The sequence below is a fragment of the Mesorhizobium sp. C264A genome, from assembly GCF_040324515.1.
Classification (GTDB): Bacteria; Pseudomonadota; Alphaproteobacteria; order Rhizobiales; family Rhizobiaceae; genus Mesorhizobium.
In genome coordinates, this window is sequence record NZ_JAMYVY010000002.1 from 1,881,573 (window position 1) to 1,904,905 (window position 23,333).

A 23,333-nucleotide genomic window follows, 5' to 3' on the forward strand; every position below is an offset into this window, starting at 1 on the left:
GAAACGCGGCGGGCATGTGACGCGAGCACCAAAAGGCTCGCCCGCGACAACTGATTTATATAGGAACAAAACCAGAAAAGACAGGCATTTGTTCAACACGAAACAGTGTGTCACGCTGAAGTGAACAATGCCGCTCAGGTTTTAGCTGGCTGGTTCAGAGCTTGCCGAAGCCGCCGACGAGTTCCTCCATGTCCCCCGGTATCGGCGCCTCGAACCTCATCGATAAATGGGTAGCCGGGTGCCGAAATGCAAGGAGCCAGGCATGCAAAGCCTGCCTGGAAAATGCCTTGACCTGACCCTTCAGCAGTTCGGGCAGCCGGTTGGCCTTGGTGCGGAAGGCCTGGCCGTAATCGGGGTCGCCGATGACGGGATGGCCGATATGAGCCATGTGAACGCGGATCTGGTGGGTGCGGCCGGTTTCCAGCCGGCATTCGACCAGGCTGGCGGTGGCGAACGCCTGCTGGCCCTCGCCGAAACGCTCCTTGACGGTGAAATGGGTCACGGCGTGGCGGGCGTCGTCACGGCCTTCCGGCACGACGGCGCGGCGCACGCGGTCGGCGGCACGGCCAAGCGGCGCGTCGACCGTTCCGGTCGGCCGCGACGGGATTCCCCAGACCAGCGCCAAATAAGCACGTTCGAGGTCGCCGGTGCGGCCGTGGTCGGCAAAGGCCTCCGACAGCGCCTTGTGGGCGCGGTCGGTCTTGGCCACCACCATGACGCCGCTGGTTTCCTTGTCCAGCCGATGGACGATGCCCGGCCGCCTGACGCCGCCAATGCCTGAAAGACTGTCGCCGCAGTGGTGGATCAGGGCATTGACCAGCGTGCCGGTCCAGTTGCCGGCGCCGGGATGGACGACGAGGCCGGCCGGCTTGTTGATGACGATCAGCTCGTCGTCCTCATAAAGCACGTCGAGCACGATGGGCTCGCCTTGCGGTTCGGCCGGTTCCGGCTCGGGCATGACGACCGATACGCGCTCGCCGGCACTCATCTTGCGCTTGGTCTCGTCGACCGGCTTGCCGTCGATCGAAACGGCACCTTGCCGGATCAGCATCTGCACCCGGCTGCGCGACATGTCGGGACCAAGGGCGCTCGCCAGCCACTGGTCGAGGCGCTGGCCGGCCGCTTCCGCGCCGGCTTCGAGCACGGTCGGCGCCGCCTCTATGAATTGTCCAGCCTCTATCAATTCAGGGGTCTCTTCGCTATGAGCGCTCATCGAAAAAAGTTCCGGAAAGTTCTGCCATGGCCCGGCCCGTTGCCGATGAAGAAGAAAAGCCGCTCGATCCCGAGATCGAAAAGGTGCGCGGCAGGCTCATCCGTTTCATGGCCATCAATCTCGGCCTGCTTTTGCTGGCCCTTATGGTGGTGATCGCGGCCATTGTCTACAAATCGCGCAAAGCGCCGCCCGCGAACCCGCCGCTCGCCAACGACATTCCAGTTCCGCCCGGCGAGCCGCTCGCGGCCGACATAGTGCTCCCGGTCGGAGCCAAGGTGATCAGCCAGGCTCTGTCGGGCAATCGCATTTCGATCGACGCCGAGATCAGCGACGGCAGCCGCACCATCTTCGTCTACGACATCGCCGAGCGCCGTATCATCGGCCGCTTCGCCATCCGCAACAAATGAGCGGGCCGAAACAATGACCGGGTTTGCCGACCATCGCCGCATAGCAACCGTTACGCTCGTCGTCGCCGATTATGACGAGGCGATTGCCTGGTATGTCGGCAAGCTTGGCTTTGCGCTCTGCGACAACATCGATCTCGGCGACGGCAAGCGCTGGGTGACGGTGACGCCGTCGGCCGGGCAAGGCCCGCGGCTGCTTCTGGCGGAAGCGTTGGACGATGTGCAGAAAAGCCGCGTCGGCGACCAGACCGGCGGCCGCGTGGTTTTGTTTCTCGAAACCGACGATTTTGCCAGGGACCATGCGACGATGCTGGAAAACGGCGTCGATTTCCATGAAACGCCACGCCATGAGCCGTACGGCACCGTGGCGGTTTTCGCCGATCTCTACGGCAATCTGTGGGACCTGATCGAGCCGAAACGCTAAGTCCGCAAACCGAGATTGCACAGAAGCGGTCCGGCCGTTCGAAGCCCAGTTGCTTTTTCCAAACCGTCAGCCTATATCGCCGGTTCTTGAACGCGCCCATCGTCTAGCGGTCAGGACACCGCCCTCTCACGGCGGGAACAGGGGTTCGATTCCCCTTGGGCGTACCAGGAATTCACCTTAAATACCAGTAGTTAGACTAAACCGCCAGCGCGGGTGTCGGGCGTCGGTAGTACTTTCGGTATAATATGGTCGCGGGCCGCCTGACCAGCCATGAACAGACGGCCCGCTCATCGCGCGCCGTAGGGAAGGAGATATCCCCGGCGCAGCGTCTGTCAGGCGCGGAGAGCCTCCTGCACCGCCCTTTCTGACGCCTCGGCCCTTTCCACAACCTCGCTGCTGCTCAGGCCGGAGTAGAACCTTACAACCAGCTGTCCGGCGCGGTCGATGTCCTCCACTGCCCGGCCCAGCCGCTGCATCCGGTCTACGTCTGGGCCGTGGCGCTCACTGCGCCAGCGGTGGCGCAGCATCTCCATCGCCTCGGCCGTGATGCCGGAAAGCATGGCGGGACCGTTGAGCACAGCGGCGACGACCGTGTCGTCTGCCACTGCGGCGGCCAGCGCGGCGGCGCGCTGCTTGTCGCCCATGGACGCGAACCGGGCGCGGACCTCGCTGGCGAGCATGACGTCGACGGCGCTGGTCGGCCGGGGTGGCGCGCTGGTCAGAGCTGCCAGCCGGTCGATCTCCTTGACGGCAGCCGCCCTTGCGGCGTCCAGCTGGCGCAGCCCCGGCTCCACGGCGCGCCAGCCCTTGTCCTTCACCTCTCGGTGGCGCGCCGGGACCGTGACCATCTCGTTGGCCATCACGGCGGTGGCAATCCGCTTGGCCTTCTCGGTGGCGATCCGCGCGGCCTGCATGGCGTCTTGCATGATGCCGATTGTTGGGTCTCCGACGACCTCCCTTGTCTCCGGATCGCGAGCATAGTGCCGGGTGATCATCTCCTCGTGGATGCTGACCGGAACGTTGTCGCTGTCCTTCATTGGTGCTGGCATGGGTCTATCTCCTAGTTGACGTGAAGCCTGAGTGGCGGCAGCTGCTTGGCGACGATGGGCTTGCCGTCGACCGCGCTTATGCCCGGCCCGCGATGCCACGACCGGCCGGGCGACTCGGCCGCCTTGAAGTGAAGGACCCCGTCGTAGCCGACCGATCCTGTCGCCGCCCGTGGCCGGGAGGCGACGCCCAGCGCGCCCACGACAGCACCCGCCACGGCGTTGGCAATGTCGTCGTGGGCGCCGGGTGCGTGGTCGACGATGTCTCGGCCTCCCCGGCTGGTGCGTCGCTCCAGGCCGACTAGCTGTTCTTCCAGCTTTCGCAGGTCGAGCAGGCTTGCCCTGCCGGAGTTCATTGCCGGCACCAGAGAAAGGTACAGCTCGGACCGGGTCTTGTCGGCCAGCCGGTAGCCGAGCCCGTGGCGCCGGAAAAGCTCGCGCGGGAACTCGCCGCCGTAGCGGTCGCCGGTCACCTCGCTGGCACCATAGGAATGAATTAGCTTGGCAAACTCGGCAACGACCGCCTCAGGCGAGAACGGCGGCACTGCCTCCCTCACCGCGTCGAGGATCACGTCTTCGCTCTCGCAGTGGGCGATGGCAAGCGTCATGCTGTCGGCGCTGCCGCCGGACGGATCGACAAAGGCAAAGTACCTGTGCCTGCGCGTCGGGCCACGCTCGCGGATGCCGGGGGAGACGCATGCGGCGACGGCCTCGCGGGTCAGCAGCATCTCCATGTCCGCGCGGAACTCGGCGAGGTACTCGGCGCGAGCCGATGCGGCATCGCGCTCGGTCGCCTCGTCGATCAGCGACTGCGGCACGGATGGGTTCATCTCCCGGGTAGCGGCGCGCCAGACCAGCGGTGCGCCCTCGGCCGCCCAGTGACGCCGGAAGGCATCCCACAGTGCGCCGCGCCGGGCGTAGGGGCTCGAGGCGCATATCAGCATCGCACCCGGTATCGTGGCCATGCCGGGGCGGATGGCGTCGAGAATGGCATAGTCCGGCTCGGCGCTGTCGTCGGTTCGCCAGAAGGCGATCTCGTCGCACAGCACGGCGGCGAAGGTGTAACCGCGTGTCGACCGGTGCGAGGCAGTGCCTACCTCGATGGTAACGGCATTGTTCAGGTCGACTGACTCGCTTGTCTGGTTCAGCACCATCGACCGGAGGATCGGGATGTTGCTGAGCAGGCCGTCGACGTATCGCATTATGGTGCGCGCCTGCTTCCGGTCGGCGGCGACGACGAGGATCGTGGCGCGCTCGCCCGGCTGGAGGTGCTGGCGGTACTGGCGGAAGCAGGCCAGGTACACGGCCACCAGCGCCATGACGAAGCTCTTGCCGCCGCGCCGGCCTACTACCAGCCACGCCTCGGACGCCGCCGCCGTGGGTGGGGCGGTGCGGCCGGTGTGGCGGCGGTACAGCTCGGCCTGCTCCTCGTCCATCGGAAGGCCGAACAGCGCCGCAAGGAAGGCGAACCAGACCTCCCAACTCTCACGGCGGCGAAACCATCGGCCGAACAGGTTGGGGTCGGCACTGGCGGCGAGGATGCTCAGGGGCGCGGTGCTCACTGACTGCCCCCGCTCATGTACTGGTCGAGGGTCGGGGTGATGTCGCGCGACCGGCGCTGGAGCCCGTTCGTGTCCAGCAGCCGGCGCAGTGTGTTGGCCATCCGCTGGTACATGTCGAGGTCGGGGTGCGAGATGTGGTCAGGCGGGGCATTGGCGAAGCGCTCCTCCAGCTTCTCCATCTCGATGGTCAGCGTTGCCACCCGGCGGACGATGCTCTTCTCGGCCTCGCTGCAGGCCTGAGCGCCGCCAAGGTCGGACACGTGCAGGGCGATCAGGTCGCGCATTCGCCGCGCCCAGTGCGTCCGTCCGTCGACGCCGGGCAGCAGATCGCGACCATTGGTGACGCGGGTGCGGGCAACGTCGCCAAAGACCGGCTTCACGCCCGACGACGGAAGAACGGTGATGCTCATTCCGTTGCCTCCGGGGCCGGTCCGAACGTCTCCTCGATGCTGATGGCCTTGGTCTTCAGGCTGCTGGCGATCTGGCGAATGGCGACGTCGCGCGAGCGCGCAGCGCGCAGATACTCGCCCACGGTCATCCCGTCGCGGAACACCCCGGTACCGACCATCGACCTGATCCGAATGAAGTGGGCCTCGGTGATGCCGCTAGTCTTTGTGACCGGGGGGACACCCGGTGGCGAAGTGCCTGGCGTCCTACGCCTATACGGCTGCTTTGCAGGGGGCATATTTGCTCCGGTACATTACCTGTCGGAGCTAATATACCGCGTGCTACCATCTAAGCCTATGATATGCTTGGCTAATCCTGACTAACGTGGACGTCGGGTTTCCGCCCTAGGCGGGCGGAAGCGCGTCTTTCGGCGACGCGCAGCGATCTCGTCGGGAAATCGGGCGGAGCGGACCAATCGTCAGAGCGGATACTTCAGCATGACATTGTTGAACAAATCTTCGGCGAAGTCGACGACCTTGGCGCGTGTAAAACTGATGGTCGATGGATGGGCTGCCGAGTTTCGGGTACCCAGTTTGTCATCCAGAATCTTGCGCGCATCATTCGATATTATCCCTGCCGATCGGCAAAACTCAATGAATTTTCCCTCGGGAATTTCAGCAAAGTCGTCGCGTGCGGCTACGCTTGTTATCCGTACCCGCCTGTCAGTATTTTTGGCCAGAACGGCATTGAAAGCCGGTAGATGTTTGGCAAGGATAAACTCGAATAAATGGTCGAGTGTAAGCAACCACATCATGATCATTGTAGCCCGGTGCGCGTCGACACCGAAGCAGTCCAACGCTTCTCCAAGAAACTTCTTTCGTGGCCCTTCAGGTAGCTGAGATTCCAACTTTCTAAGTTCTGCTGGTATCTGGACGGTGTGAATCTCGGCACCAAGCTGAGTCGCTAATTCGTCTTTAAGCTGGCGTGTGAGCCGATAGCCGGCGCTTGTCTTGATGTAGCTAGGGCTCCTGCCCTTCGATCGTTCCGACAGATGTGCGGCGATCCGAGCAGGAACCGTCAGGTCGCAGACCTCGAATGCATTCTTTATGTCCAGGGGAGCTATTGACTCATTTCCAAGCTCTTCCTGCACAAAATACGCGAACAGGTCGATCAGTCTTGCTTGAGTCAGGCTGCCGACCGCAGAGATAGAACTATAAAAGCGCTCGGCAGGGCTTGTCATTTCGCGTCACTTTTCCGTCTCATGTCATGCGCCAAATAAGTTTCGCCAATGTGCACGACAGAGATGTTGTCGGTATCGACGTAATTTAACCAACTTTTCTTGGCGCTAGTATCACGAATTACTTGAAGAAAAGCACCAGGGGGTTTTTCGTTAAGCACTCTGTAGCATGTGAACAGGTGGTTTGCTGTAAAAACAGGAAGATTTTTCTCTTCTTTAAAGTATGAACCAAAAATCAAAACCTTCTCTTGATGCGAAATTGGATCGTAAACCTGATAATATTCCTTCAAGCCATCAAGTTTTAACTCCTTCAGCACCGCTGGCTGATATGATCCAGCCTTGTTCTTTGAAGCCTGTCCGTCTACAGTCGTCTTTTGCTTCCTAGCTTGCTTACGCTTTTTGAGGGGCTGCTGTTGATCCGTGTTGACAGCTTCCGAGCTATCCTCCCCCTCCCCCTCCTCTTTCTCAGGTGCAGCACGACTAGTTGCCCCCGGGGGGGGCTTGCTGGCATAGCTTTGAAACTCTTTGTGGATCTCACGCACAAAGTCTTCTTCGCCCTCCACTTCGAGAATCCCTTGACTCAAATCTATTCGCAATTTGACAGTCATTTCAGCCCCTCAGACCAACCCAAATCAACGCAGAACAATATCTGCTTACATATTAGGCAACAATGTTTGCGCACCTCGAAATTGGGTTTATCACAAGAATTGTGGCTCAAGGGCGTGTACTTAGCTGCTCGCCGCGCCAGCCCTCGCCGGTTTACGGCCCGCCCTTTTACGCCGCCGCCCGTCCGAAGGCGCTGGCGGGGCTGGCAGGGGGCGCGACGGCCGACTTGCGCGCCTACCGGCCGCCCCGCTGCCGGGGGTCTGCGCCCGCTTTTTTTCGTTAAAGCCGAAAGGCCTAAAGGCGCGCGTATAAGGCTGCACCTACAGTCGCGCGTACACCTAACGGCTTTAAGGGCTTTTCGGCTTTACGCATACGTTTATACGAGGCGCTGCAAGGGTTTGCAGCAAAGCCGAGTTGCAGCCAGCACGGCTTTTCTCTGCTTTGGCTCATATGGGCTCCCCCGGCACAGGCGGTACCGACAGCGGCTCCGTCTGTTTGTCGAACAGGGACATGCGCATCCAGCGAAGCTCCACGGTCTTGCCCTTAATCTTCTTTGTGGTCTTGCCTTGATCGGTGGGACCGCCGATGCCATTGAGCATGGTTCCCAGCTTGTGCGCAGTGGCATGGCGGAACTCGCCGCTGGTCCTGCAGGCATGGTCCCTTAACCCGGCGACCTTGAAGTAGACTCTGTCGGCATCTTCGTCGTGTACCGGTCGGCCGGTCAGAGCGTCGTCCATCGATGTCCCGTGGTGTCGGTCGAACAGGAAATTGTACAGCATCTCCTGGAACTGAAACTCCACCGTCTCGTCCTGTGGTATCTCGCGCACCTCAGCGCCACGCAGAGCCTCGGCCAGAAGGTCGTTCCACGGAAGCTCCTTCAGGGGCCGGAAAGGGCCAATGCCCTCCGCTGCGCATCGGGTGTTGAAGTGGCGGAAGTTCATGGCCTCGCGCACCGTCATTTGCACAGGCGGCCAGCCGGCGAGCCTGAATTCCCATTCCGCCTCGTCGCCGCCGGTCCAGACTACCAGCTGATCGATCTTGGGGTATCGGTCGGCATCAGCGTCGTCCTCGGCGGGCTTTTCCCGGCCGGCCTCCAGGCCATTCTTGATGTGGCCCATCACCTGCCCGAGAGGGAGTGGATCGACGCTGTCCTGTGAAGCTGCGCGAAGCAGCGCGGCGAACACTTCCTCCTCACCGATCCAGCCCGCGCCGACCATGGTCCCCATCTTAAAGGCATGCTTGTTCAGCAACACGCCCCGGCCCCCGTCGCGCTGCCCAGCGATTTCTAAGCAGAGCTTCATCAGCTCGCGATTCGCGCGATCTGGCCCGTCGGTTTCGAGCCTATTCTCTCGCTTAGGTCGGGCGATTTCGGCCAGCTGGCTCGCCGATACCTTGTTGGTCTCGGCCCAGTCGATGAACTCGGCAACCGAGATACCTAACGGCCGACCCTTCTTGACGCAGTAGCGATCGGACTCTTCGCCCTTGAAGTACGGCATGTTGATCCAGTTGCCGACGCCTTGCGATGGCGGATATGCGTCGGCATCGGGATAACCAAGCCGCACAGCCATGTGGGTCAGCGCCCGGCCGACAGAGGCCTGCGGCGTCCAGTCTGCAAGGAATAGGAATAGATGAGCGCCGCCCGACTTCGACCGGCATATCACAAGGGGTAGCCCTCCTTCGCGCAAGCGCCGACAAGATCGGCATGGTTGATGCCGGCGTACCCGCCGTCCACGTCCTTGCCGTCGAGGTCTATAACGCCCCACCGGCACATCCCGTCGCTGCGCAGCGGATGAACGCCCAGCGGAACAGTGCCGTCTAGATGCAGCCGCCACAGCTCGGCGGTTGCCGGCCCGGGCACTGTCACCGCGCCATTTCCGCCGGCGTCCTTCATCTCCATCTTGTCGCCGACGAGCCTCAAGGGGCCATGGTACTTGCCATGCTTCTCGTCCGACCCGGCGAACACGTCATGGAAACTTGCCGCCTTGTCAATCAAGGGGTTGGCGGCCTCTGGCTGGGACATAGCGTTCATGGCCGCCCCTCCGCATCTCGCCCAGCCGTCTCGCACAGGGCGCGGAGCAGGCCATAGATCCAGCTGCCGTGGTCGACCCAGCCGAACACGAAGAACAGCGTCTCCGCGCAGTGACCTTGGAACTTTCGATAGCAGGTCACATCGGCCGCCCGCATCCTGACGGTGCCGTGGTCTTCCAGTTCCAACTCGCAGATGGCATTGGCGCCGGTAGCCACTACCCTTGCGCCCACTACGAAAGGCTGGGGCAGGCCGTGCAGGTAGGCCGACTTCCAGCAGCGCTCGGCAGCGCCGGGGCGAACGCCGCACAGGCGCTGCGCCGGGCTCAGGCTGGCATCGCTGCTAGGTGGGCGCGGCATCAGCGCGCGCCCCCGGAAGTGGCGAACTGCGACCGCTGCTTCAGCTTGGCCCTGTGGGCCTCGGCATCGGCGGAAGCTTCGCCCTCGCGCACCCAGTCGGCGATTGCGCCGGCGCTTATGCGAACCACCGAGCCCACCTTGCGCATCTCGCGCGGCCCCTCTCCGGCGGCGCGCATCTTGTAGTAGGTGGGAGTCGAGATTCCGAATCTGCGGCAGAACTCCGGGATGGTGTATCCGTCGCGGTCGGACGCTTCCTTAAGTACATTGTCCATGATGGTGGCTCCTTTGCTTTCCTGCGGCTAGTATAAGCTTTCGCAGGCGCCGAGAGTTAGCCCCGCGCGCTAAGCGCGCGGAGCTTTTAACTTGGTTGAGATTAGATCAGTCGTCGCTGTTCGACGCGACCGCCAAGAAGCGGATTTGACCGTTCTTGCTCACGAGAGACACTGCTTCAACCCATGCGCGCCAACGGCTAGCGGCAGCGGTGATGTGGAACGGCGGCGCGGCTATCTCTACGCAATGCCAGAGCGCTGCATCGGTGAGCTTCGCGTACTCCCAGCGCTCCTCGGGGAAGACCGCGTGAAATCGCCGAAGTACCTCGTCGCGCTCCTTGTACAGGTCGTAGAGGATAATCATGGTGTACTCAGCCACACGGAACGGGTCGGTATATGCCATGCAGACATCTCCTTTTGTGTGTGCAGGATTGCACACGTAAAAGGATGGTCGCTCTGGGCTAGCGCTTCACGCCCGCGCGCTTAGCGCGCGCGAACGAGACTACGGTCGGGGTACGACCCGGCAACTTCGCAGCCGCTCGATGGCGGCGTCTATGCTGGCCTTACGCTTGGCCGCCTTGAGGTCGAAACGGCCTAGGTCATTGTAGACACGGGTGGTCGCCTGTTCCGGGCTTTCGCCAATGCGCCGCTCTTCGTGAACTATGACTGCCTTGGCCCATCGCTCGCTCTGGTTCGGCTTCGGCGAGTATGCCCTCTCGATGATTGCTGTGTAGACTAGGGCTCGGTCGCGAAGCGCCTGTTCGCTTGAGGTCTTGGTTGCCGTTGCTCTCTGGTGGAGCACATTGGCCTCCATGAGAACAGCAAGCGCTCGCAAGAACTCTGCCGTCGCCGCGCCTGTTCTCAGGCAACGAATCATACCCCGCCAAGGATCAGGCTCGCCCCGAAGCCGATTAGCATTGCCGTCAAGAATTGCTGCCTTCTCGTCCTCGTATATCGTTGGCAGGCCGTCTATGGCAGCCTGGACGAGCCCGTCGTCGATTTCAGCGGCGGACTTCTGGCCGGCCTGAAACTCGGGGATGAGTGCTTCGTCCAACTGGCGATCCGCCTCCTGACGCAGCCACTCGGCGAGATCGCGAACCGCTGCCTCCAACTTCGGCGCTGGCATCTTACCTTCCGGCAGCGGCGGCTTCCTGCCGTGTTCGAACGATGACGACGGAGTATCGAACGGCTGCGTCTCCTCGCCCACCGAAATTAGGTCGCCCGCCTCCCAGATGAACCGATTGCTGCTGAATGCTTCTGGCTTCTTGCTCATTTCGCCACCCGCGCCTGCTCGATGGACACAACATTCTCCCCGGCGCTAGCCGGGGGAACCAGCGGTACGATAGCCGCACGTAGCATGTCTTCCAGCCCAGTGACGATGAACTTGCTATAGTGCTTCTCGATGATGCCTACGGACGTGTCGTGCGTGGCGGCCACAAGGCGGATGGGCAGGTTGGCCCGGATGCCGCGCACGATGGACGTGTGCCGCAGCGAGTAGGGTATCGCGGCCGGCAGCTTGGCCCTGTCGCGGATCAGGTGGAAGGGCCGCGTAAGCTCTGACGCACCAAGCCACGGCCCCCGGCTTGTCCGCTCCCACCGAGCCGGGCCGACCTGGACGACGCGCCAGCGCTCCAGCAGGGGCGCGTCGGCCGCGCGGCCGACCACAGCAGGGCGAAGCGCCTCCACCACGTCGGCGCCGACCGGAACCGGCACGTGGGTGGAGTTCTTCTGCCTCGACCGATTTCCCTTGCGGCTGACCGGGACCATCAGCCGGCCGATATCGGGCTGGAAGTCGCGGACGCGGAGGCGGACTACCTGCGAGAACCGCGCCCCGGTCGCCGTCAGTACAAGGATCATCCGCCACAGGTCCCCCTCCCAACCCATCTCGGTGTCGATGTCGCGGGTAGCCGCAAGTAGTCGGGCAAGCTCGGCGTCGGACAGGATCTGGTCGTCGCGGGAAGAAGTCTCGGCATGGTCGTCGTCGGTGGCGGGTGCCTTCAGGCCGTAGCTTATGGTCGCCAGCAAGGAGGCGGGCAGGTCCGCCCGGCTCGCCTCGTAGCCAGCCTTGAGCGCGGCATGGAGGTCGGAGCACAGCCTGCGCACGGTCGTAGCCCGGAGGCTGCCGGGGAGGGCGGCGCGCCACCGCTTAAGGTCGGCCTCGGACAGGTCGGCGAGCCTCACAGCGGCCAGAGGCGCGGGCGCAATGGCCTTGCGGCCACCTGCCGTCGCCGGCTCCCATCCTACGACATATCGGCCCAGCCGCTGGCTGGCGTCGGACCGCACCGCGCGGCCCTGACGACCGGCTTCGCGCCTGTCGCGGCCGTCGGTGTAGACCTTGACCACACCGGCCACAGTCGCAGGGGAGGTCTGCACGGACGGCGCTGCGGCACGGTCGGCTACCTCGTGGGCAAGGCGCTGCGCATCGGCGAAGGACAGCACGTCCGTACCGTTCGCGTCCTGATAGTCGTCCGCCACGCCCTTCAGCGTGGTTTTCTTATAGCCGTTTGTGCAGTCAGGCGACTTGCCCACCCAGCGACGAACGATCCACACACCGGGGTCTTTCTTCAGTCGCCGCCGATACCCGAGGTGCAGCTTGCCTTTTGGCACAATGCTCCTCCAGTGCACCGCCTCCCCGGTCGGCAGCCTGTTGCGCGCCGCCCGCGTGTCCAGCTCTGTGGATCTTACCTTTCTAGCCATATGTCTTGTCTCCGCGCTCGCCCGGCAACTTTCCGGTAAGTTCGGAGTATATAATGCCGGGGCGGGCTGCGGCTAGCCCCCGCTAGTCGCTGCTTCATACTTTCCTTGCATGATAAGGCTTTGCCGAGGAAAATACGGGCTAGCGCAGGCTTCCAGAGATACCGAGAAACAGCGCTCTCACGGCGGGAACAGGGGTTCGATTCCCCTTGGGCGTACCAAGTTGGTTGCTACTCAGAGTGTTCGGTAGGATCCCATCCCACTTTCGTGAGAAGTAATGCGCACTCCTCGGGTGATAATAAATCTTCCAAAAACTCCATGTCTTTTTTCGCAAAAAACCAATCAACCTCGACGTTTTCTAAAAAATTCTTCAAGTCGTTGACGATCATCCAGTCCCTAACAAATCCATAGATGGTAGATTTTCGTCCAAATTTCTTTATTTCTCTGGCGTAATCATTTGGTATAATGTCGTTAAGTTCCCGTACGTTGGTTACTCCATAGCTGTTTAATTCCTTTATCAGGTCATTAAACCCGTCTTTGAAGTTATACTCCTTTAGTGACAACTCATTTTCTGTTACCCATTGCCGGACGAACTGCTCGAGATTAAGCGAGTTTAGCTCGTAGTCGAGATTTCCTCTCTCTGTCTCAGCATAAGATTCTGCGATGTAGTTGTCGATCTCGGCAGATAACTCGCTAAATCCTTTGTCTGCGATCTCAAGCATCCCAGCATATAGGTACAACTTCCTTTCAATCTGCCGTGGTAAGATTCCAGAGAATTTGTAATTCCGATCATGAGCTAACTCAGCCCACGCGTGCTGTAGCACGGTCCTGATTTGGAATTCGAACTTCAAACCTGCGAGTCCTTCGAATTCTGGCAATAAAACACGTTTCTCTCCGAGGTCACATACATAGTGAACCGATCTGTATCCAACTTGGCTAGCGGAGAGGAGAGAGTCCTGGTCTAAGCTATTTTCGTGGTCGACGTGAAAGGTATTCTCGATGATGTTGGCAACGGCCTTTACATCTGATTCGAAGAAAACAATTATCCTAACACCGCTAACGTCCGTTAGTTGTTTTTTGGGTCTTTGTACTTTTTCCTCTTTATCTTCTCCAGGCATCCTTGAACCGTTTTCGTTCTGCCAGAAACAGTCAGAAACTCAATTTTGCTCGATGTCAGTAGGCTTTTAACTATCGTTTCTACCGCATCTTTTAGACGGACGTGCTCGGGTCGAATTTCCGCTAGCCATGTTTCAATTTCTTTCTTTTCCATAATACTTTTGCCGATTTATTGTTTCTAGTACATCATTGCCATGATGGATGACGTTTTTCGAGCCATATTCTCCCTCTCTTTCTTCTTTAAGTCGATCTCATAGTGATGTCTTGGTCCCCAAGGCGAATGATGGGTTCCGGGGACATGGCTAGCTCTCGCGCTGGCACAGCTCCAGTGGTTATAGGCAAAAGGTGCCGTAACGGTGCGAAGAAACCTGGCGTGCCGGGAAAAGCCAGGGGTGGATGTCCGATGCCGATTACACCCAATTTAAGTCAGGTCAATACGCTTGAAAGCGTAGCAATCTCTGTTACTTGCGGTGCGGGGATAGCATCTGCGGCAACGCGGATTTGGGTTGGGTAGCGCAGGTATGAGTTCGGCAAAAATGATATGCCCGCGCTGTCACGGCAGCGGGCAGGTTTTCGATTGCTTGAAATGGCGCGAGTCGAAAGGGCATTGCTGCCCGCAAGGCACGCATCGGGCCGGCTGTCCCGGGCAGACCATGGCATGCGCCGAATGCGCGGGCCTGGGCACGCTGGCGGAAGCCGAGCTCAGAGCGGTCGCGTAGCCTCAGGTCATGCAACTCAAGCCGCTTTCACCATCCAGCGCCGGCAGTCTCCGCGAGCTTCTGGCGCGGCGCGGCCAATTGCACTAGCATCATGTACGAAGCCTTGCCAAAGGGCTCGTTGCGGCGCGCAAGACGCCGGGGAACATAGGCGAGGGTCGGCGAGGAGGAGACCGATGCGGAAACTGCAATCGCAGGGCGTCCATCACATCACCCTCGTCGGCGCCGGCCGCCAGACCTCGATCGATTTCTGGGAGGGCGTGCTCGGCATGCCGTTCATTTTCGAGCAACCCAATCTCGACAAGCCAAGCGAAAGCCATCTCTATTTCGATCCCGGCGACGGCAGGTTGATCACCGTCTTCACCGACGAGAGCCGCACGCCGGTCAAGCGGCGCACGCCCACCGAACCGGGCTGCGTCCATCATATTGCGTTCTCGGTGTCGCGCGTGACCTTCCTGCAGGCGGTCGCCCGGCTCGACGAGCGCGCCATCAAGCACAGCGGCGTCAAGGATCGCGGCTTCATGGATTCGATCTATTTCGAGGATCCGCTCGGCCTTCTGATCGAGCTGGCGTCCTACCGCTTCGAGCCGCCGGCCGGCTTCACCCATGCCGACGTCTTGATGCAGGCGCACAAGCTGCGCGTTGCGCGCGGCGACTACAACATCGCCGAAGTGCACCTTGCCGACGCGATCCAGACGCTGGTCGAGTGGTCGCGCGCGACCTTGTCGGACGACCGGACGCCGAAGAATCCATACTGACGGCCAGCAAAAGGGGAGGACCACAATGGCAAAGACAGTTAAGAGCGCTGGCAAATCAGCGCCCAAGCCTGCGGCAAAAGCGGCTGCGAAGCCGGCGGCAAAAGCGGCGGTAAAGGCCGCGCCGAAGGCAGCCGCAAAGCCGGCCGCGAAAACCGCGACGAGGCCGGCTGCCAAGAAATCCGCGCCGAAGGCCAAGGCGGCGAAAAAACCGGCGCTGAAGCTCTCGATGCTGAAGCCAAGCGTGAACAACATGACCGTCCGGGTGTTTGCCCGTGCGGCCGGGTTCGACGCCGCCGAGACTGACGCCTGGGGCCACACGCGCTCGCCCGAATATATGGCGCGCAATCCGGCGCATCTGACGCCGATGATCGAGGACAAGGGGCTGCCGCGCGGCGTGCTGTGGGAGAGCTGTGCCATCATGCAGTATCTCGCCAACAAGCACGGGCTGGAGAAATTCTATCCCAAGGCGCCGGCCAAGCGGGCGATGGTCGACAGCGCCATGTTCTACCTGATCGGCACGCTCTACCCGTATGTGGCGCGCGCCACCTATCCGGCGCTGGGTTTCCCGCACTATGCCGGCGAGGTCGGCCATAGCGACGCTCATCCGGAGAAGAAGTCGGAGGCGCAGAAGGCCGCCATGGCGGCGATTGCCGAGCCGCTGGAGGTGTTTCACTCCTTCTTCAGGGACGGCAAGCCGTTCATCGGCGGCAAGCACCCGTCGATCGCCGACATACGCCTGGCATCGACGCTGGAGTTCCTGGCCGTCATCGACTATGCGCTGCCAAAATGGGCCAAGGAGTATGTCACGACGATGGAGAAGAAACTCGGCCAGGCCTATGCCGAGCCGGCCGGCGACGTGCGCGGCTACATCGCCTATGTGAAGTCGCAGGCCAGCGCGCAACGCTAAGGATTCATTAACCAGAACGCTGTCTATTGAAGGCACCGCGCGACCACGGATGTACTGGCGCAAGGGTGAAGGGAAAGGTCGGCGCAATGCCGGCCTTTTGCTTTTCGCCGATGCGCCATCAGGCCCGTCTCATGCCGTAAAGTCTGACATCAGGCATATTGCCACAGTCTGCTTCGACCCTACCATCATGGTCGGCGGACGACACACGAGGAGCTTTGCGATGAAGGGCGTAGCGAGAGTGTTTGCGATTGCCGGTGTTGTGTTGGTCGGAGGCTACCCGTGCAATGCCGCGCCGCTCGACACGATGGCGGAGGTCGGCGATGCCATCCAGGCGTGCTGGACGCCGCCGGCGGGTGCTGGAAATGCCAGCGTCACCTTGAGCTTCAGCTTCAAGCGCGACGGCACGCTGATCGGTCCGCCGCGGCCGACGGCGATCAAGGTCGATGGCGATGCGGATACCAGGAAGTCGTTCGTCGACGCCGCAACCACTGCCCTGCAAAAGTGCCTGCCGTTGAGCTTCTCGCCGACGCTGGCGCAAGGCGTCGCGGGCAATGTCTTCACCGTGCAATTCGCTTCGCCCAAGCAGTAGGCGAGCGGGCGAGCGTTTCACCGTTTCGCCGAAACGGCGACCCGCTCCCTCGTTGTCTTGAGGCGATTCCCAGGGGAAAGCGCTACGCGCTTTTCCCGGAAAAACGACTCACACTTTTCCTGAAGTTGCTCTGATCAGTTGTGCGGGCGTCTGATATCGACATGCCGCTGCAGTTCCGGCGTCTCGAAGACGTAGTCGGCCCAGGCGGATTCCGGAATCTGTCCGGCCAGATAGCATTCCAGCAACAGGCTCTGTTCGGGATCGAGCGCTCTCGGCGCCCGCTCATGGTCCAGCCCCAGCGAGTGGAACAGGTTCCTGGTCAGGCCAGAGACAGTGAAGTGAATAGACATCTTCGTCTCCTTTGCCCGACACAACGCGAGACACCGGAGAAAGGTTTCATCCGCAAGGGCCGACAACGCGGGATCGATGATTGCGGCGGCCTGGGCTCGCCCAAGCCTGGCTACGTCTCAATCTTGAAACAAAAGTGTAATAGCGAATTTACAGGACCGGCATAATACACTCGGCATAAAATACCTGGCGGTTGTTGGCGTCTCTTCAATTAGACTTGCCTCACGCATTGAGGCTCAATCGGCTGGAGCGGCGATCGGCTCCACAGGGGTACAAGGACCAGGTGTCGCCGATGATGCGTTTGTGGCTTGTCGTGACCTTTGCACTGGTGTCGGCAAGCGTCCTCGGCATTTCGGCTTCCCTTGCCGATCCATGCGCCGCGCTCAGGAGCCAGCTGGCACCGTCCGGCCGCAGCGGCGGGATCAGCTCCGAGCTTGCGCAGCTACGTCGCCAGCTTGCGGCGATCCAGGGGCTGGAGAGGCAACGCCGGTGCACGGCGCAAAGTGCGGTGGGGGGCTTCTTCAATGCTTGCGCCGACCTCGCCAAAAGCCGCACACAGGTGCAACGCCAGATCGCCGACGCCGCGATTTCGCGCCGGGATGCGTCCGGACTGCAGGCCAGGCTCGTCGCGCTCGGCTGCAGGCCCGCCGCCGGGCAACAAAGACAGCGTCCGGCTGGTGCCATGATCGGCAGCAATTCGATGCTGTTTTGCGTTCGTCTCTCCGACGGCTATTTCTTCCCGGCGCCGAAATCGCAGTTCGTGCAAGGCGGCGATGTCAAGGAGATGGTCGATCAGTGCCGCTACTCTGCGACGATGCCGGCGTCGACCTGTACATGCTCAGTGACCCAAGCCTTGAAACCGAAGAGATGGTCGCGCTCGATACGCGCACATCCTACAAGGACCTGCCGACGGCCTTCAAATATCGCGATGATGCGAACTTCAGGGCCTGCGACCTCAAGCGCTATCACCGACGCGTTGCCGAGCTGAGAGCGCGCACGGTGACGCCAGCCAATATGGCCAACGCGATCATTCCTTTGCCGTCAGCGAAGCCGGATCTTGGCACCGTGGCGCAACTTCCCCAGCCTGGCGCAGACGCTGCAGAGGCCAGGGGCGCCGCCCAGCGACAATCGGTCGAGCCATTGGCCGGCTCGCGGCCGGTCAGGGTGGTCGGGCCGGCTTTCTTCCCGGCGGAGTAACCTGCGCCTAGAGCGTTTCACCGTTTCACCGAAACGGCGAACCGCTCTATGTCTTTGTTTTACGCTATTCCGGACGGAAAACCGTTTCACACTTTTCCTGGAATTGCTCTAGTACCAGCTATTCGCAAACCATCCTGTAGCGTTTGCCGGGTTCGCTGACATTCTTGCAGGTGAGCGGATTGGCCGGTTCGGAAGCCATGCTGGGAGGGCTGGACCTGACGTGCCGCCTTGGCGCAGCTATTTGTGTTGTGTGCCTGCGTGCCGCGGGCCGGTAGGGCTCCTGCGGCGGCGGCGTCGGAAACACACCGGCTGCCGCCTGCATCCGGCTGGCCTCAGTCTGCGACGGATCGCGATCCCAGACCCGCCTGATATCGAGCGGCTTCGGGATCACCACCGTGCCGTCATAGCTGCGTGCGCAGCCGCTGCCCGCAAGCAGCGCCATGCACAGGAAACAAGGCACGATCCAACCGGTCATCAGCAACACCCCCGCCGACTTATAGCCCGGCCGGGGTTCCGCCGACAACCGGCGGAATACCGCAGGGCAATGTGGCTCTGGCCGCAGTCTGGATTGGTTATGGTTAGCGGATCATTAATGCTTCTCGGGCACATTCCGCCGGCGAACCGCTGAGGGGGTTCGGCCTTGGCTTTCGGGGTGGGAACGGGATGGCTGACGGGACTGTTGGAACACGTGGCGGACGCGGTTCCCTAAAAGGGGTGGTGAACGGCGAGGATACGTCCGTCGGGGGTTCGCCCGAAGCGCTGCGCGAACTGGTCGGGGCCGGCGCCGACTGGGTCTGGGAGACCGACGCCGAGCTGCGCTTTTCCTGGCTTTCGGAGAACTACCAGGCCGCCACCGGCATCGATCCCGCCAGCATTCTTGGCCGTTTCCGCTTCGATTTCCTCAAGCAGATGGTGCACGGCAATCGACACGCCGCCGCGCATCTGGAGGATCTGCAGGCGCATCGGCCGTTTCGCGACTTTGTTTATGAGTTGAAGGGCGGCCGTCCCGGCTGCCGCTGGGTTTCGATCACCGGTTCCCCGCGGTTCGACGGCGAAGGCGAATTCATCGGCTATCGCGGCATCGGCCGCAACGTCACGGCACTGGCCGGTGCGCTGGACGAACTGCGGCAGGACGAGAGCGATCCGCCGGCCGGCGAGGCTACGCAGCACCTCGCCGATCTCGAGCGGACAATGGATGCCATGCATATGGGCGTCGTGGTGCTTGACGCGAAGTTCGACACGCTCATCGTCAACAAGGCCTATCGCGAGCTCTCCAGGATCCCCGACGGCGCCGTCACGGTCGGCGCGCCGTTCAGCCTGTTGATGGAACTCAACCGCCGCAACGGCATCTACGGCGATCTCGATGGACAGCAGTGGCAGCACTACCTCGCCACCCGCATCGAGGAGATCAGCGCCGGCTCGGTTGCGCCACGCGAATTTCTCCATGCCAATGGCAGGACGATGATGTTCTCCGTGACGGCGTTGTCCGGCGGCAAGCGGCTGTTGACCTACTACGACGTCTCCGAGCTCAAGCGTCGCGACGCCGAGATCGAGAGTGCCAACGCCAAGATCACCGAGACCTTCGCCAATCTTCGCACGATGGTCGACCAGATGCCGATCGGCGTGCTCGTCCTCGATGCCGACATGCGCGCGGAGGTGATCAACCGCGCCTTCTATGATTTCTGGGAAATCGATCCCCGGCGCGCCGGCATCGGCTGCGGCTTCCGCGAACTGATGCAGGCCAGCCGCGATATGGACCCGTACGGTGCTGACGATGCGGAATGGCAGGACCACATCGCCGAGCGCGAAGCAGAAATCTCGGCCGGCCTGGTGGGCTCCAGGCAACTGCCACGCAATGACGGCCGTACGCTGATTGCCTCGCTGGCGCCGCTCGCCGGCGGCAAAAGGCTGATCTCCTATGTCGACGTCACCAACATGAAGGATCGCGAGGCTGAACTCGCCCAAGCGCTGGAGAAATCGCGGCTGGCCGAGGCGGTGATCAACGGCGTCAAGGACCCGATCTTCGTAAAGGACGACAATCTGCGTTTCGTCTTCGTCAATGAGGCGTTTTCGGCACTGTTCGGACAGAGCCCGCAAGCGATGCTGGGCAGGCCCGGCGGCGACTTCCTCAAGCAAAAGGACGCCGCGCAATTCGAAGACAGCGAACGCGCCGTGCTGGCGACCGGCACGCCCTACGAGGTCGAGGAGACTTTCGACGCCGAGGGCGCCAGCCGCTCGCGCATCGTGCGCAAGAACCGCGTCGGCATGCCCAGTGGCCGCAACTATGTCGCCGGTTTCCTGTTCGACATTTCCGACATGAAGCGCCGCGAGACCGAGGCCGAGGACGCGCGCAAGAACCTCGCCACGGTGCTGGAGTCGCTGCCGGCGGCCGTCATCATCTATGACCGCGACGACAAGTTCATCTTTGCCAATCGCAAGCTGCAGGACACGCTGCCGGCGCTGAAACCGGCATGGCAGCCCGGCCGCACCTTCCGCGAGGCGTTGGAACTTGGACATTCCGTGGGATATTTCCGCTTCAGTGGCGATCCGGAGACCGACAAGCTCTATGACGGCGATCGAGACATCTGGCTGGATGCCATTCTCGCCCGCTACCGCCTGCCGAACTCCTCCTACGAACGGAGCAATCCCGACGGCCGCTGGTATCAGGTCTACGATATGCGCACCGAGGACGGCACCTTCATCGGCGTGCGCGTCGACATCTCGGAGATCAAGAGCCGCGAAAAGGCGCTGCAGGAAAGCATGCGCCAGATCGACCTGTTCCGCCACGTCATGGACGAACTGCCGGTCGCCGCCTTCATCAAGGCGCAGGATCTGAGCATGGAATTCGTCAACAAGGCCTGGTGCGCGCTGACCGGCATCCCCAAGGAGGAGGTCATCGGCCGAACCGATCTCCAGCTTTTCGGCATAGACGACGCCGAAACCTACACCCATGACGACACCCAGGTCGTCGTCACCGGCCGCGGCCGCGAGATCGAGGAGCCCGTTACCCATCGCGACGGCACGGTGCGGCAATTGATGACGCGCAAGAGCCGGCTGGTGGCGCTCGATGGGTCGGTGCACCTGGTCGGGTCCAGCACCGACATCACCGACGTCAAGGCGCGCGAGCAGGCGTTGGAAGAGAGCATGCGCGAGAACGAGGTGTTCCGCAATCTCATCGACAACGTGCCGGTGTCGATCTACGCCAAGCGCTCCGACCTCAGGCAGTTCTACGTCAACAAGGGCTGGTGCGACCTCACCGGCCTCCGCAGGGAAGACGCGATCGGCAAGACGGACATCGAGATTTTCGGCGAGGACGGCGAAGCCTTCGTCAACAGCGATCTCGCCGTGCTGCGCACAGGCGATACACAGGAGATCGAGGAAACGGTGACGCTTGCCGACGGCAGCGTGCGCCACCAGTTCGCCCGCAAGGGCGCGATGATCGCGTCCGATGGTTCGCTCTATCTGATTGGGTCGACCACCGACATCACCGAACTGAAGCTGCGCGAGGCCGAACTGCGCGAGGCGCGCCAGCGCGCCGTACTGGCCGACCGCGCCAAGTCGGAATTCCTGGCCAATATGAGCCACGAGATCCGCACGCCGATGAACGGCGTACTCGGCATGGCCGAGTTGCTGGCCAAATCCGACCTCGATCCCAAGCAGAAGACGTTCACCGACATCATCGTCAAATCGGGTAACGCGCTCTTGACCATCATCAACGACATACTGGACTTCTCCAAGATCGATGCCGGACAGCTGGTGCTCGACCCTGCGCCCTTCAACCTGCCCGAAGCGATCGAGGATGTGGCGACGCTGATATCGACGCGCGCCAAGGAGAAGGACCTCGAGCTCATCGTGCGCGTCGAGCCGGGCCTGGAAAGCCTGTTCGTCGGCGATGTCGGTCGCATGAGGCAGATCGTCACCAATCTGGTCGGCAACGCGGTGAAGTTTACCGACGAAGGCCACGTGCTGGTCGACGTGACCGGACAAAGGGGGCCGACGGGGACAAAGCTTACCGTTTCGGTCACCGACACCGGCATCGGCATTCCGCAGCAGAAACTGAAGCTCGTCTTCGAAAAATTCAGTCAGGCCGACACCTCGTCGACCAGACGCCACGAAGGCACGGGGCTCGGGCTCGCCATCACCTCGCGGCTGGTCGAGTTGATGGGCGGCGAGATCGGTGTCGAGAGCGCCGAAGGCAAGGGCTCGACCTTCTGGTTCACCGTGACATTGCCCAGGGCCGAGGAACAGACCGGACGGCGGATCATGCCGGTCGACGTGACCGGCTCACGGGTGCTGATCGTCGACGACAATGCCGTCAACCGATCGATCCTGAGCGAGCAGATGGCGTCATGGACCTTCGATTCCTGCGCCGCCGAAAGCGGACCCGAAGGGCTCAAGGTGCTGGTCGCCGCGGCTGCCTACGGCGTGCCGGTCGATTGCGTCGTGCTCGATTATCAGATGCCGGGGATGAGCGGCGCCGAGATGGCGCGCGTCGTGCGCAGCACCGCAGGGCTGGCCGACACGCCGATCATCATGCTGACTTCGGTCGACCAGTCGCTCGCCAACACCAGCTATCGCGATCTCGGCATCGACGCCCAGCTAATCAAGCCGGCGCGTTCCTCGGTGCTTCTGGAAACGCTGGTCGCCACCATCCAGCGGCACCATCACAATATCACAGACGGCCGTGTGCTGCCGGCGGCAAGCAGCGGTTCCGGCGGCGGCAGGAACGAACCGTCGCCGGCAAAGCCGCCGCTCGCTGCCTCGGAACGCGCCCTGCTGCAACCGCCGCCGGTTCGTGCCCGCGCCCGGGCCGCCGGGGATGAACGTCGGCTCGACATCCTCGTTGCGGAGGACAATGAAGTGAACCAGATGGTGTTCACCCAGATAATCGGCGAAACCGGCTACAGTTTCGAAATCGTCGGCAACGGCCGCAAGGCGCTTGATGCCTTCGGCCGGCTTAATCCGCGCATGATCCTGATGGACGTCTCGATGCCGGAGATGAACGGGCTCGAGGCCACCGCCGCAATTCGCCGGCTGGAAGAACATACGGGTATGCATATCCCGATCGTCGGCGTCACCGCGCATGCCTTGAAGGGCGACCGTGAGCGCTGCCTGGAAGCCGGCATGGACGACTATCTGCCCAAGCCGATCAGCCCCAGGGCGCTGCTCGAAAAGGTCGAGCGCTGGGTCGGCATATCAGGCGAAGCCCAACGAGACGCTGGATAGCAACCTGCGGCGCCGGCCGGGATTCGGCCGCGCCGCAACAGCCAAGGCTATGGTGCGATCGCACCATATCAAAGCTGGCGCCCAGTCAGGACAATGGTCGCAACGAAACCGCTCATTCAGTTACGGGCGGGAGCAAGCGACCGCCGACAAGAAACAGCGTCGAATCTACCCCAACGGACCTGTTTTTGGCGATGGCTCGGCCAAAATTCGCTCTGGCCACGGGCAACGCGCTCCCGTCCGGTTTTTCTT

The 23,333-nt window shown here is 61.9% G+C and carries 23 protein-coding genes, 1 tRNA gene and 1 pseudogene; 8 read left to right on the plus strand and 17 right to left on the minus strand.

All coding sequences use genetic code 11. The features are described from left to right. Positions 1–154 precede the first annotated feature (154 nt). A complete protein-coding gene (locus NKL04_RS28255; RefSeq protein ID WP_352724706.1) occupies positions 155–1,213 on the minus strand; it encodes an RluA family pseudouridine synthase in 1,059 nt (352 codons plus the stop codon). A gap of 26 nt (positions 1,214–1,239) precedes the next feature. On the opposite strand from NKL04_RS28255, the gene NKL04_RS28260 reads away from it, so the two are divergent. The 3 genes from NKL04_RS28260 (at position 1,240) to NKL04_RS28270 (ending at position 2,208) form a co-directional block, all read left to right on the plus strand. Further along, complete coding sequence (locus NKL04_RS28260) at positions 1,240–1,620, plus strand: hypothetical protein (RefSeq protein ID WP_023701325.1); 381 nt, start codon at positions 1,240–1,242, stop codon at positions 1,618–1,620. A 13-nt stretch (positions 1,621–1,633) separates the two neighbouring features. Beyond that, positions 1,634–2,041, plus strand: a complete 408-nt coding sequence (locus NKL04_RS28265; RefSeq protein WP_023693672.1) for a VOC family protein — start codon at positions 1,634–1,636, stop codon at positions 2,039–2,041. Between the two features lie 92 nt (positions 2,042–2,133). Further along, a tRNA-Glu gene (locus NKL04_RS28270) sits at positions 2,134–2,208 on the plus strand. A 165-nt stretch (positions 2,209–2,373) separates the two neighbouring features. Here NKL04_RS28270 and NKL04_RS28275 read toward each other — a convergent pair. From NKL04_RS28275 to NKL04_RS28340, 14 genes are all read right to left on the minus strand, one after another. Beyond that, on the minus strand, positions 2,374–3,090 hold the full coding sequence (locus NKL04_RS28275; protein ID WP_352724708.1) for a hypothetical protein: 717 nt from the start codon (positions 3,088–3,090) through the stop codon (positions 2,374–2,376). Between the two features lie 11 nt (positions 3,091–3,101). After that, the gene (locus tag NKL04_RS28280) at positions 3,102–4,649 is read right to left on the minus strand and encodes a terminase large subunit domain-containing protein (RefSeq protein ID WP_348529195.1); all 1,548 of its coding nucleotides are present in this window, start codon (positions 4,647–4,649) and stop codon (positions 3,102–3,104) included. After that, complete coding sequence (locus tag NKL04_RS28285) at positions 4,646–5,059, minus strand: hypothetical protein (RefSeq protein ID WP_023701328.1); 414 nt, start codon at positions 5,057–5,059, stop codon at positions 4,646–4,648. The genes NKL04_RS28280 and NKL04_RS28285 overlap by 4 nt, the downstream gene beginning before the upstream one ends. After that, the gene (locus NKL04_RS28290) at positions 5,056–5,217 is read right to left on the minus strand and encodes a hypothetical protein (RefSeq protein ID WP_023701329.1); all 162 of its coding nucleotides are present in this window, start codon (positions 5,215–5,217) and stop codon (positions 5,056–5,058) included. The genes NKL04_RS28285 and NKL04_RS28290 overlap by 4 nt, the downstream gene beginning before the upstream one ends. Positions 5,218–5,514: 297 nt before the next feature. After that, on the minus strand, positions 5,515–6,276 hold the full coding sequence (locus tag NKL04_RS28295; RefSeq protein ID WP_198029311.1) for a hypothetical protein: 762 nt from the start codon (positions 6,274–6,276) through the stop codon (positions 5,515–5,517). Then, entirely contained in the window at positions 6,273–6,881 is a 609-nt protein-coding gene (locus NKL04_RS28300) for a hypothetical protein (protein ID WP_023701331.1), read from the minus strand. The genes NKL04_RS28295 and NKL04_RS28300 overlap by 4 nt, the downstream gene beginning before the upstream one ends. A 444-nt stretch (positions 6,882–7,325) precedes the next feature. Next, on the minus strand, positions 7,326–8,447 hold the full coding sequence (locus tag NKL04_RS28305) for a hypothetical protein (RefSeq protein ID WP_352724712.1): 1,122 nt from the start codon (positions 8,445–8,447) through the stop codon (positions 7,326–7,328). Between the two features lie 89 nt (positions 8,448–8,536). Then, the gene (locus NKL04_RS28310; RefSeq protein ID WP_352724714.1) at positions 8,537–8,908 is read right to left on the minus strand and encodes a hypothetical protein; all 372 of its coding nucleotides are present in this window, start codon (positions 8,906–8,908) and stop codon (positions 8,537–8,539) included. Beyond that, positions 8,905–9,264, minus strand: coding sequence for a hypothetical protein (locus NKL04_RS28315; protein ID WP_023701333.1), 360 nt, complete (start codon positions 9,262–9,264; stop codon positions 8,905–8,907). The genes NKL04_RS28310 and NKL04_RS28315 overlap by 4 nt, the downstream gene beginning before the upstream one ends. Next, positions 9,264–9,536 carry a helix-turn-helix transcriptional regulator gene (locus tag NKL04_RS28320; RefSeq protein WP_023701334.1) on the minus strand — a complete coding sequence of 91 codons (273 nt, stop codon included), beginning with the start codon at positions 9,534–9,536 and terminating at the stop codon, positions 9,264–9,266. The genes NKL04_RS28315 and NKL04_RS28320 overlap by 1 nt, the downstream gene beginning before the upstream one ends. Before the next feature lie 106 nt (positions 9,537–9,642). Beyond that, positions 9,643–9,936, minus strand: a complete 294-nt coding sequence (locus NKL04_RS28325) for a hypothetical protein (RefSeq protein ID WP_023701335.1) — start codon at positions 9,934–9,936, stop codon at positions 9,643–9,645. A gap of 99 nt (positions 9,937–10,035) precedes the next feature. Then, the gene (locus NKL04_RS28330) at positions 10,036–10,806 is read right to left on the minus strand and encodes a hypothetical protein (RefSeq protein ID WP_023701336.1); all 771 of its coding nucleotides are present in this window, start codon (positions 10,804–10,806) and stop codon (positions 10,036–10,038) included. Then, entirely contained in the window at positions 10,803–12,230 is a 1,428-nt protein-coding gene (locus NKL04_RS28335; protein ID WP_352562809.1) for a tyrosine-type recombinase/integrase, read from the minus strand. Before NKL04_RS28335 ends, NKL04_RS28330 begins: the two co-directional genes overlap by 4 nt. A gap of 227 nt (positions 12,231–12,457) precedes the next feature. Next, a complete protein-coding gene (locus NKL04_RS28340) occupies positions 12,458–13,345 on the minus strand; it encodes a GTP pyrophosphokinase (protein ID WP_352724716.1) in 888 nt (295 codons plus the stop codon). Positions 13,346–14,235: 890 nt separating this feature from the next. Between NKL04_RS28340 and NKL04_RS28345 the strand changes: the two genes are divergently transcribed. The 3 genes from NKL04_RS28345 to tolA all read left to right on the plus strand — a co-directional run bounded on the left by NKL04_RS28345 (position 14,236) and on the right by tolA (position 16,313). Further along, a complete protein-coding gene (locus NKL04_RS28345) occupies positions 14,236–14,817 on the plus strand; it encodes a VOC family protein (RefSeq protein WP_023701339.1) in 582 nt (193 codons plus the stop codon). A gap of 25 nt (positions 14,818–14,842) precedes the next feature. After that, complete coding sequence (locus NKL04_RS28350) at positions 14,843–15,724, plus strand: glutathione S-transferase family protein (protein WP_023701340.1); 882 nt, start codon at positions 14,843–14,845, stop codon at positions 15,722–15,724. A 220-nt stretch (positions 15,725–15,944) separates the two neighbouring features. Beyond that, positions 15,945–16,313 (plus strand): cell envelope integrity protein TolA, encoded by a 369-nt coding sequence (gene tolA / locus NKL04_RS28355; protein WP_023701341.1) that lies wholly within the window; start codon positions 15,945–15,947, stop codon positions 16,311–16,313. Positions 16,314–16,447: 134 nt separating this feature from the next. On the opposite strand, the gene NKL04_RS28360 is transcribed toward tolA, so the two are convergent. Continuing rightward, the gene (locus NKL04_RS28360) at positions 16,448–16,663 is read right to left on the minus strand and encodes a hypothetical protein (protein ID WP_023690098.1); all 216 of its coding nucleotides are present in this window, start codon (positions 16,661–16,663) and stop codon (positions 16,448–16,450) included. A gap of 698 nt (positions 16,664–17,361) precedes the next feature. On the opposite strand from NKL04_RS28360, the pseudogene NKL04_RS28370 reads away from it, so the two are divergent. Continuing rightward, a pseudogene (locus NKL04_RS28370) lies at positions 17,362–17,858 on the plus strand (DUF2865 domain-containing protein). 118 nt (positions 17,859–17,976) lie between these two features. On the opposite strand, the gene NKL04_RS28375 reads toward NKL04_RS28370, so the two are convergent. After that, on the minus strand, positions 17,977–18,333 hold the full coding sequence (locus tag NKL04_RS28375; RefSeq protein WP_023670115.1) for a hypothetical protein: 357 nt from the start codon (positions 18,331–18,333) through the stop codon (positions 17,977–17,979). Positions 18,334–18,521: 188 nt separating this feature from the next. Here NKL04_RS28375 and NKL04_RS28380 point away from each other — a divergent pair, with 188 nt between their 5' ends. Beyond that, positions 18,522–23,084, plus strand: a complete 4,563-nt coding sequence (locus NKL04_RS28380; protein ID WP_198025491.1) for a PAS domain-containing hybrid sensor histidine kinase/response regulator — start codon at positions 18,522–18,524, stop codon at positions 23,082–23,084. Positions 23,085–23,333: the final 249 nt, after the last annotated feature.